The sequence below is a fragment of the Winogradskyella sp. ECml5-4 genome, assembly GCF_036903175.1.
GTDB classification, from domain to species: domain Bacteria; phylum Bacteroidota; class Bacteroidia; order Flavobacteriales; family Flavobacteriaceae; genus Winogradskyella; species Winogradskyella damuponensis.
Genome location: NZ_JAYJLF010000010.1, coordinates 202,503 through 213,014 on the forward strand (window position 1 = coordinate 202,503; position 10,512 = coordinate 213,014).

Here is a 10,512-nt window from a genome sequence, read left to right on the forward strand (position 1 = left end):
GTTTTTCTAGGGCTTAAAAATACGATTATTTACGAGTTTAGGAAACTGAAGTTGTTAACATTGACTTAATAAAAAAGGCAGTCAAAAAAAAGACTGCCTTTAAATGACTCTAATTTAAAATTATTATTCCTCAGGCAATAAAATAGCCTTTATATAGCCTCCTGTTAAATACTTCTTAGCAACATCGTGAATGTCTTTTGTGGTTAACGCATTAATATTGCGTTCGTAGTTTATAACATTATTAATGTCGCTTTGGTTGTAGTCTGCACCTTTTATAGTCGATAGCCAAAATCGATTTTGTTCTAAATCATCTTTTCTACTTAATAATAATGCTTTTTTTACTTTATTTAAATCAGTTTCTGTTGGGCCATCTTTAATGATTTTTTCTAGTTCGGCAATAGAGGCCTGAGATAGTTTTTCTGCATTTTCAGGTGCACAAGGGAATGAAATGCTAAAATTAAAGCGACCATAAGGTAATTTGCTAATAGAGCCTCTAGCGCCAGCTCCGTATACACCACCTTCTTCTTCTCTTAGTTTTTCGATTAGTTTAATACTTAAAATTTCACCTAAAACATTCATTGCTCTTGCGTCGTTAACATTGTATTTTGCTTCGCCAGAATAGGTGAGGTTGACCTGACTTTTTGGCTCTGTGCCTTTATAGTATATAAACTCATGCGCACCTGATTTTGGTCTAAATGTAGTAGTTTTGTACATTTCTCTCTCTGAATTTCCAGGTAAAGAAGCAATATAAGTTTCAGCTAATTCAGCAATCTTATCTTCATTAATATTACCAACAAAATAGAAGTTAAAATCTCCTGCGTTGGCAAAGCGCTCTTTGTATTTTATGTATGCTAAATCATAATTGGCCTTGTCTAGATCTACTTCTGTTGGGAAGCCTGTATATCTAGGATTTCCTTCATTGGTGAATTCATTAAGTGCAATTGAGAATGAGATATTAGGATTAGATAGAATATTACCTAAAAAAGCTTTTTGTTTACTTATATACGATGCAAAGGCTTCAGGGTCTTTGTCTAATTTAGTAAAGTATAAGTGAATCATTTGAAACATGGTTTCAAAATCTTTTGGTGAAGCAGCGCCTCTCATCCCTTCGCTTAAGTTACCAATAAATGGACTAACGCTAGCAATTTTACCAGACATTAATTTGTTTAGGTCGTTTTTAGTGAGTCCGTCAATACCAGCTTCAAATAAGCCTCTATTGGCGTTTGCGGTTTCTTTTAAAACTTCATCAGAGTATAGAGAGGTGCCTCCATAACTATATGCTTCAAATAAGATTTCGTCATTTTTAAAATCTGTTTTTTTGTAAATGACTTTGGCACCATTGCTTAGTGTAAGCGTTGTGGTTTCATTAATTTGACCTTCGTTGCTAACTTCTTTTTTAATTATGCTGCCTTTTTTAGGTTTAATGGGCATTAAGTGCTCTCTTACAGCTTCGTCTTCATAATCTTTAATTTCGGCTTTTTCTACGCTTTTTAATAAATCAATGACTTCTTGTTCTGTTACTTTTTTAAGCCCTTCTTTTTTAGGGCCTGTTAATATAACGAGTCTATTGTCGTCATGTAAAAATTTGTTAATTAAAGCATTAACTTCGTCTAGTGTTATTTTAGGTAATTCTGTTTGTGCAAAATTGTAGGTCCACTCAATTCCAGGAATCGGGCTTTCTTGTAAGAAATTTTGAATATAACGGCCAACAATTCTACCTGATTCTTGCTTGTCTTTATTTTTAAATTGACGTTCTAATCGTGCTAAGAAATCTTTTTTAGCACGTTTTAGTTCTGAAGCTTTAAAGCCATAACGCTTAACACGTTCGTTTTCTTCTAATAGCGTTTTTAGGGCTTCTAATTGACCAGTGTCATTGGTTTGTGCAAAAGATTGGTAGGCGTCTTTATTACCAATAATACCTCCTTTGTATGAAAATCCGTAGATAAAAGGCGGATTTGGTTTGTTGCTGTATTCACTTAATCTATTATTAATCATTTGGTCAAAAAGACCTTCAACCATATTGTCTCTGTAGTCGCTAATTGTTTTTGTTTTTTTTCTTTCGCCTTTATCTTTATAATATATTTGAACTTGTGAGCCTGTGGCTTCTTCATCCCATTCAATGGCGATAAACGTTTCTTCGTGGTTTTCTGAACCAAATTCTTCTCTTGGCTTCGGATTCTTTGGATTTTTAAGGTCGCTAAAATTGTCTTTTATTTTCTTTTCAAGTGTTTCTACGTCTAAATCACCAACAGCAATTACTGCCATTAAGTTTGGACGATACCAATCTTTTTGAAAGTTTCTAAGGCTTTCGTATTTAAAGGTCTCTAAGTTTTCTTTTGTGCCAATTGGTAAGCGATCTGCATATTTAGATTTGTAAGCAATTTTGTCTAAATATTTAGATTGCATTCTGGTTGCGGCGCCAAGACGTGTTCTGTATTCTTCAATAACGACACCGCGTTCTTCATCAATATCTTCTTCTGTAAGTAGTGCGTTGCCAGCCCAATCGTGCAAAATTTGAAACCCTTTATCTAACTTCTTAGGATCGTCACTAGGAATAGGGAGGATGTAAACCGTTTGGTCAAAACTTGTGTAAGCATTTAGGTCTGCACCAAACTCTATACCAATACCTTGTAGGTAGTCTACTAATTCGTTTTTCTTAAAATTGGTGGTTCCATTAAAATTCATGTGCTCCATAAAGTGAGCTAGACCACGCTGGTCTTCAGTTTCTAAAATAGAACCTGCTTTAATGGCTAAGCGTAATTCTACTTTGTCTTCAGGTTTGCCGTTATTCTGAATGTAGTAAGTAAGGCCGTTTGAGAGTTTACCTATTTTAACTTCAGGCGAGGTTGGTAATTGGTCTGTTGGAATGTAGCTGCTGGTTTGGTTTTCTAGTGTCTTAGTTTGTGCATTCGTTGTAAATGTCGCAAGTAAGCAGCAGACAAAAAATGTTTTAAACACGAGGGAAATCTTTGTTTTCATGTGAATGATGGTTTAAGTGGATTAATTTTTGCATAAGAAAATTCCTCTAAATTTAGAGATAATATGTTAATTAGGAAAGGAATAATATTATTTTAACTAATTTCTTAGTTAAAAAAAGCGGTTTTAGGTATACGTGTGTTATGGGTGTTGTTTAAGAATTTCCTGAAGGTTTTGTAGGTATTTGTCCTTAATGTTTGCTTTTGCGTATTTTTTTGCAAACTCTAGTTTTTCGTTGGTAGGCTCGTAGTAATTCTTGTTTTTGTCTTTAGCTAAATTGAGTTGATGTGTAATGTAGCGTTCTGTAAGTTTGTAGTATTCAACACTATTTTTACTCCATTCTTCTGAATTATAAATCTCCAAAATTGAATTGTAAAACTCAGGGTCTATATCTTTATTTTCTTGAAGATTAGTCCAGATAAGAAAATCATTTACAGCTCCAAGGCTAATTTCGGTTATTAGATAGTTTTCAAAACTGTTTATAGGGGACGTGTTCTTGAGATTGTAGTCTTTGATTCTTTTTTCTTTTTCTTCTAAAATGATGTCCCAAGCCTCTGTTGCAGCTATGTTTAATGGTTGCCTGTTTTCATCTGTCACAAGGCCTCTATAGTCTATAGTTCTATAATAATTTCGTAACAAATTTTGATTCTCATTATTAAAAATAATTGATGAGTCTTGGTTTTTTGTATCCCAATGTGTAATTGAATAGTTCTTTTTGGTATCAATGTATAGGCATGGTTCGTTGGCAAAGAAGTTAGCGCAAAAGGAGTAATAGTAGATGTTAGGCGTTTCTTTGAATACTTGATACGAAAGTGGAGGTAAGCTGTATTTTGATATTGTAATTAATTCTGGAGAATCTGCTTTAATAGAAAACTGAAAATCACCTAGACTATCAACCATTGTTGAGTCGAGAATGTAGCTTTTATTTAAATAATTAAAGTGGTTGTATTCTTTGAGATAGATGGTGTTGTTAATTAGCTCTTTGGAATTACCTGTGATTGTTATTTTTGATTCTATGTCTTTTTTGCATGACAAAGTGAATAAGAATAAACAGATCACGAATAATTTAAAGCATGTGTTCATGTAGTCTAGTCAATTAATATCTCTAGTATTTGAATAGCTGCATCGCTAATTTTTGTACCAGGGCCAAAAACAGCAACAGCTCCAGCGTCGAATAAATATTGATAATCTTGCTTTGGAATTACTCCACCAACAATAACCATTATGTCTTCACGACCATAGTTTTTAAGTTCTTGTATAACTTGAGGTACTAATGTTTTGTGTCCTGCTGCTAAGGAGGATACACCTAAAATATGAACGTCATTTTCTACGGCTTGCTTTGCGGCTTCTTTTGGTGTTTGAAAGAGTGGTCCAATGTCTACATCAAAGCCAACGTCTGCATAGCCAGTGGCTACAACTTTTGCTCCTCTGTCATGACCATCTTGTCCCATTTTAGCAATCATTATACGAGGTCTACGACCGTCTTGCTCTGCAAATTGGTCGGCAAGTTCTCTTGCTTTTTGGAAACTTTTATCGTCTTTTATTTCTTTGCTATACACTCCTGAAAATGATTTTATTTGTGCTTTGTGTCGTCCAAATTCAGCTTCTAAAGCATCGCTTATTTCGCCTAATGTCGCTCGTTTTCGTGCGGCATCTACTGCTAAAGCTAGTAAATTATTTTCACCTGTTTTAGCAGAATCGGTTAATTTTGATAAAGCTTCGGTTACAGCTTCGGTATCTCTACTTGCTTTAATGCTGTTTAAGCGTTCTATTTGTTGAGTACGAACTGTTTGATTATCTACTTCTAGTGTAGTGATAGGGTCTTCTTCGTTTAATCTATATTTGTTAACACCAACAATTATATCTTGGTTAGAATCTATGCGTGCTTGTTTGCGTGCTGCTGCTTCTTCAATACGCAGTTTAGGTATTCCGGCTTCTATAGCTTTGGTCATGCCTCCTAATTCTTCAACTTCTTCTATGAGTTGCCATGCTTTTTGAGCGATATCATGTGTTAGTTTTTCAACATAATAACTGCCGGCCCAAGGGTCTACCGTTTTGGTGATGTGTGTTTCCTCTTGTAGATATATTTGAGTGTTCCTAGCAATACGTGCAGAAAAATCTGTAGGTAAAGCAATGGCTTCGTCTAAAGCATTGGTATGTAAACTTTGGGTGCCACCAAAAGCTGCAGCAGAAGCTTCAATACATGTTCTTGCGACGTTGTTAAAAGGGTCTTGTTCTGTTAAACTCCAGCCAGAAGTTTGGCAATGGGTTCGTAATGCTAATGATTTTTGATTTTTTGGATTGAACTGTTTTACGAGTTTTGCCCAAAGCATTCGTGCTGCTCGCATTTTAGCAATTTCCATAAAATGATTCATGCCTATAGCCCAAAAGAATGAAAGTCGCGGAGCAAAGGTGTCTATGTCCATACCTGCGTCTAGCCCTTTTCTTATGTATTCTAGTCCGTCAGCTAATGTGTAGGCTAATTCAATATCGCAAGTGGCGCCAGCTTCTTGCATGTGGTAGCCAGAAATACTAATACTGTTGAATTTTGGCATATTGTTGCTGGTGTATTCAAAAATATCTGAGATAATTTTCATTGAAGGAGTAGGTGGGTAGATGTAGGTGTTACGCACCATAAATTCCTTAAGAATATCATTTTGAATGGTTCCGGCAAGTTGTTCTGGTTTTACTCCTTGTTCTTCGGCTGCAACAATATAAAATGCCATAATAGGTAAAACAGCGCCATTCATAGTCATGGAAACAGACATTTTATCTAAGGGAATTTGATCGAATAAGATCTTCATGTCTTCCACGGAATCAATTGCAACGCCAGCTTTTCCAACGTCTCCAACTACGCGTTCGTGATCAGAATCATAACCTCTGTGTGTAGCTAAATCAAAAGCTACTGATAACCCTTTCTGTCCGGCTGCTAAATTTCTTCTGTAAAATGCGTTGCTTTCTTCTGCAGTTGAAAAACCTGCATATTGTCTAATTGTCCAAGGTCTACGAACATACATTGTTGAATAGGGGCCGCGAAGATTAGGTGCAATACCAGCTACAAAATTTAGGTGTTCAAGATCTTTTAAATCGTCTTTATTGTAAGTGGATTTTACCATGATGTCCTCAGATGTTAAGAAGTCTTTTTCTTCTTGATGCTGTGAGCTTCGTGACTCGTTTTTTAATTCTATATGTTGAAGATTTTTTCTTGACATTTTAAATGTGATTTTGATGGAAACGCAGTACTATAGTTTTTATCTATGTGTGGTTTTATTCGTTATTCAATCTGTTAATTTCCAGGTCTTCAGATAGTCTTTTTTCTAGTATTGGTTCAATTAATGTTTTTCGCTTTTCAATTTTTAAAAATGGACTAATTTCTAGTTCGTTTTTCATTTTGTCTGCTAAATTAGGATGTTTGTTTGTACCTAATAACACTAATTTTTCAGCTTCAAAATCGGCTTGCTCACTAGTCGCATTTTCTTTAATTTTTCTTTGAATCGTCCCTTCTTTTAGTTGCCTTAAAAAGCCGCCATTGCTTTCGATATCTTTAAAAATAGTTAGTGCTTTTTCCGCTAATTGTTCTGTTAAGCTTTCTATATAATAAGCTCCATCTGCGGGATTATTTACTTTGTCAAAATAGCTTTCGTGCTTTAAGACTAAAAGTTGGTTTCTCGAAATTCGTTCTCCAAATTCGTTTGATTTGTGATATAAAGCGTCGTAAGGTAAATTACAAACGACATCTGCACCTCCTAAAATGGCACTCATAGATTCCGTTGTAGTACGCAATAGGTTTACGTTATAATCGTAAATGGTTTTGTTGCGTTTGCTTGGTGTTGCTATAATTCTACATGTTGTGTTTACATTGTATTCTGATGCTAAGGTCGACCAAAGTTGCCTTAAAGCTCTTAGTTTGGAAATTTCAAAGAAATAGTTTGAGCTAATTGAGGTGTAGAATGTTACATTAAGCGATTGTTTTGCGTCGCTTGAAATGATGTTTTCCAAATGATTTAAGTACTCGTTGGCATGAGCTAAGCCGTAAGCTAGTTGTTGGGTAATAGTTGCTCCTGCATTTTGGTATAGGCTAAGGTCTATGCTTAGTTGGTTTGTTGACTTGACGATTGTTTCAAATTTGCTAAAATCGTCTTTGAGGTTGTTGTACCAATTTCCTGTTTTAGCTAGGTTACCAATGATATCTGTGTGAATATAGCATTGCGATTGCTTTACTGTATTTACGACAGTATTAATGAAGTTTTCGGAAAGAAAATCACATTTAAGATCAATTGGTGTTTTGTTTAAATCAATATTTTGAAATAAATCTTCAATACTGATTGTTTTAGATTTTATATTGAATAGAATGCTTTCAGCACCACGATTAATAGCGTCTAATGCCTTTAAGTTTGAAGCTTGTGCGTCAGTTACATCAATAGATTGGCAGATTTTCCAATCGTTTGTTTTGCTGTCTGATCGTTTTGGTGTTGTTTCAAATTCATCGGCATGATAAAAAGGCTTTACATCAATACCTTCTTTTGTTTTCCAGATTAAAGTATCATTGTAATCTGCTCCTTTTAGGTCTGCTTGTATTTTCTGTTTCCATGCTTTTGAAGAAACGTCTTCAAATTCATTAAATAATGATTTACTCATCTTTCTTTTGTTTGGCTATGCTGTCTTCGTATTCTATAATATATATGTCTTCGTTAGGCTTTTTCATATAGTAGGTTTCTCGCGCTGTACGCTCAATACCTTCATCAGTACTTAGTTCTTTTATGGCTTTATTGTCTTTAGCCATTTCGTTTTTATAATGTTCTTTTTGGTATTCTAATTCGTTAATATCGGAATTTAATTCGTGATGAAACAACCAGGAATGTGCATCAAAAAATAACATCCAAACCACAAATACAGCAAGAACAACGATATAGATGTTCTTGAAAGGTTTTAGATATTTAGAATTAAAAATGCTCATTATAGACGTTCGTTGATTATAGTTTTTACGATATCTACAGCAACAGTATTGTACTTGTTATTTGGAATGATGATATCTGCATATTCTTTCATAGGTTCTATAAATTGCTGATGCATTGGTTTTAGTGTGTTTTGATATCGTGTTAAAACCTCATTAATATCTCTACCACGTTCTGTTATATCTCGTTTTAAACGACGAATTAGACGTTCGTCAGAATCTGCGTGAACAAATATTTTTATATCAAAAAGATTTCTGATTTCTGCATGAGATAAAATTAAAATCCCTTCTACAATCATTACTTTTCTTGGTATCGTGTTTATAGTGTCTCCTGTACGATTGTGTTTTACAAAAGAATAAACAGGTTGGTCAATAGCATTGCCTTTTTTTAGTTCTATAAGATGTTTCTCCAATAATTCGAAATCTATAGAGCGTGGATGGTCAAAATTAATTTTAACACGTTCGTCGTAACTTAAATGTGATGTGTCTTTGTAGTAAGAATCTTGTGAAATGACTCCAACCTCTCCTTCTGGTAATTCATTTAAAATTGTGTTAACGACAGTTGTTTTTCCGCATCCTGTTCCGCCAGCAATTCCTATTATAAGCATGTTTTAATTTTTGATTTAATTGAGGCTGTAAAGTTAATTAATATGACCTTAAGATGAATCCTATAATTTAGAAACTTTATCAGGTGTTATAAAATTACCAATCTTATTTCCCCAACTGTTGTTTATATAGTTAATGACGTCTGCTACTTCTTCATCTGACAGCCCTAAAGGTGCCATTGTACCATTGTAAGTGATGCCATTTACTATTATTTTGCCAGATAGACCATGTTTTACAGCTTTGATGCTTTTGGTTTGATTTTCTCTTAAATAATCTGAGTCTGCTAGAGGAGGAAAGGCTTTTGGTACTCCTTTGCCATCTGGTAAATGGCAAGTTATACACATATCATTATATACTATTTGACCTCGTTTCATGCTTGCTTCAAGTTTTGATTGGTCTTGATTTTGAGCAATTAAATTAGATGTTTTAGCATTTGAATTACAGGACACAAATGTTAAAAAAGAAATTGTGATGATAATTACTTTTTTCATTTTCTAATTAATTTTACGATACCTAAATTTTCAATTCCTACATAAATATAACCATCGGGGCCTTGTTTTATACTTCTTATACGCCCCAAGCCGTCTAGTAAACGTTCTTCTTTTATAACTTTATTGTCTTTTAAGGTACACATGTCTAAGTATTGAAATTTTAATGATCCAATAAGTAGATTTCCGTTCCAATCTCCATATTTATCACTGTTTATAAATGCCATTCCGCTAGGCGCTATTGATGGGTCCCAGTAGTGAAGAGGTTGTTCCATACCTTCTTTTTTTGATATTTCGGTAAATTTTGTGCCGCTATAATTTATGCCATAGCTAATAATTGGCCAGCCATAGTTTTTACCAGAGGCGATAATATTTATTTCGTCTCCACCTCTTGGGCCATGCTCGTGTGTCCACACAGCACCTGTTTTAGGGTGTAGTGTCATGCCTTGAGGGTTTCTGTGGCCATAAGAATAAATAGCTTTTTTAGCGTTGTTGGTGTTTACAAATGGATTGTCCTCTGGGATTGTGCCATCAGCGTTGAGTCGGTATATTTTTCCACAGTCTTTAGTGATGTCTTGCGGGTTTTCATCTCTATTGCCACGATCTCCTATGCTAAAAAATAAGTAACCATTTTTATCAAAAACTAAGCGTGATCCAAAATGTTGGCCTTTTGTTGTATTAGGTTTGGCTTTGTATAGTACTTGTAAATCGGTTAAGCTATTATTTTTTAATTTGGCTCGTGCAATAGATGTATTGCCTCCAGAGCCTTCGCATTTTGGTGATGCGTAAGAAAAATAAATCCAACCATTAGTCGCGTAATCGGGATGTAAAATAATATCCAATAAGCCACCTTGACCACGAACATAGATTTCGGGTAATCCTGAAATAGCTGTCTTTTTTCCATCTTTAAAATGAATAAGTTCTCCTGATTTTTCAGTAATTAGAATAGAATTGTCTGGTAGGAATGTAAATCCCCAAGGATTATTAAGATCTGAAACGACAACCTCGTGACTGTTTTTATTGTTGACAGGATTTTTGTCTTGAGCACAAGCTAGTGTAGTAGTAAGAATTAAACTGATAAAAAGGTGTCTTGGGTTCATAGTTTTTTGTCTTAAAAAAAGAATAAGTTTTAAAGTTACTTAAATGTTGTTGAATTATAAAGAAAAATTATATATTTGCAGTCCGAAATCGGGAAACCACAATTCGGGGTGTAGCGTAGCCCGGTTATCGCGCCACGTTTGGGACGTGGAGGCCGCAGGTTCGAATCCTGCCACCCCGACTTCATATTAAAAAACCTTGTAAATTTATTTACAAGGTTTTTTGTTTTTTTAGAATAGTTGATTTCTATTTATTATATATAAGATGAAGTCGGATCAAGATCAAAAGTTGTGTTTAAGCAAAGATTGTAGTTAATCTAAACAGAAAGAATTCCACATTCTTGACCCCTCTAAACTGTGCCCTGAACGCTTTTATTTTAGCATTGAAAGA

Annotated in this window: 8 protein-coding genes and 1 tRNA gene; 1 reads left to right on the forward strand and 8 read right to left on the reverse strand. The window is 34.5% G+C overall.

Annotated elements, in window-relative coordinates:
- Positions 1 to 123 precede the first annotated feature (123 nt).
- From VDP25_RS12480 to VDP25_RS12515, 8 genes are all read right to left on the reverse strand, one after another.
- On the reverse strand, positions 124 to 2,979 hold the full coding sequence (locus tag VDP25_RS12480) for a M16 family metallopeptidase (RefSeq protein WP_334470262.1): 2,856 nt from the start codon (positions 2,977 to 2,979) through the stop codon (positions 124 to 126).
- A 138-nt stretch (positions 2,980 to 3,117) separates the two neighbouring features.
- Positions 3,118 to 4,011 (reverse strand): DUF4369 domain-containing protein, encoded by an 894-nt coding sequence (locus tag VDP25_RS12485; RefSeq protein ID WP_334470264.1) that lies wholly within the window; start codon positions 4,009 to 4,011, stop codon positions 3,118 to 3,120.
- A gap of 53 nt (positions 4,012 to 4,064) precedes the next feature.
- Positions 4,065 to 6,188, reverse strand: a complete 2,124-nt coding sequence (scpA, locus tag VDP25_RS12490) for a methylmalonyl-CoA mutase (RefSeq protein WP_334470266.1) — start codon at positions 6,186 to 6,188, stop codon at positions 4,065 to 4,067.
- A gap of 55 nt (positions 6,189 to 6,243) precedes the next feature.
- Positions 6,244 to 7,614 carry a methylmalonyl-CoA mutase subunit beta gene (locus tag VDP25_RS12495; protein WP_334470268.1) on the reverse strand — a complete coding sequence of 457 codons (1,371 nt, stop codon included), beginning with the start codon at positions 7,612 to 7,614 and terminating at the stop codon, positions 6,244 to 6,246.
- The gene (locus tag VDP25_RS12500) at positions 7,607 to 7,933 is read right to left on the reverse strand and encodes an FtsB family cell division protein (RefSeq protein WP_334470270.1); all 327 of its coding nucleotides are present in this window, start codon (positions 7,931 to 7,933) and stop codon (positions 7,607 to 7,609) included. Before VDP25_RS12500 ends, VDP25_RS12495 begins: the two co-directional genes overlap by 8 nt.
- Positions 7,933 to 8,538, reverse strand: a complete 606-nt coding sequence (udk, locus tag VDP25_RS12505; protein ID WP_215924394.1) for a uridine kinase — start codon at positions 8,536 to 8,538, stop codon at positions 7,933 to 7,935. Before udk ends, VDP25_RS12500 begins: the two co-directional genes overlap by 1 nt.
- A 60-nt stretch (positions 8,539 to 8,598) precedes the next feature.
- On the reverse strand, positions 8,599 to 9,027 hold the full coding sequence (locus tag VDP25_RS12510; RefSeq protein WP_334470273.1) for a c-type cytochrome: 429 nt from the start codon (positions 9,025 to 9,027) through the stop codon (positions 8,599 to 8,601).
- A complete protein-coding gene (locus VDP25_RS12515) occupies positions 9,024 to 10,124 on the reverse strand; it encodes a PQQ-dependent sugar dehydrogenase (RefSeq protein ID WP_334470275.1) in 1,101 nt (366 codons plus the stop codon). The genes VDP25_RS12510 and VDP25_RS12515 overlap by 4 nt, the downstream gene beginning before the upstream one ends.
- 104 nt (positions 10,125 to 10,228) lie before the next feature.
- Between VDP25_RS12515 and VDP25_RS12520 the strand changes: the two genes are divergently transcribed.
- Positions 10,229 to 10,303, forward strand: a tRNA-Pro gene (locus tag VDP25_RS12520).
- The last annotated feature ends 209 nt before the right edge of the window (positions 10,304 to 10,512 follow it).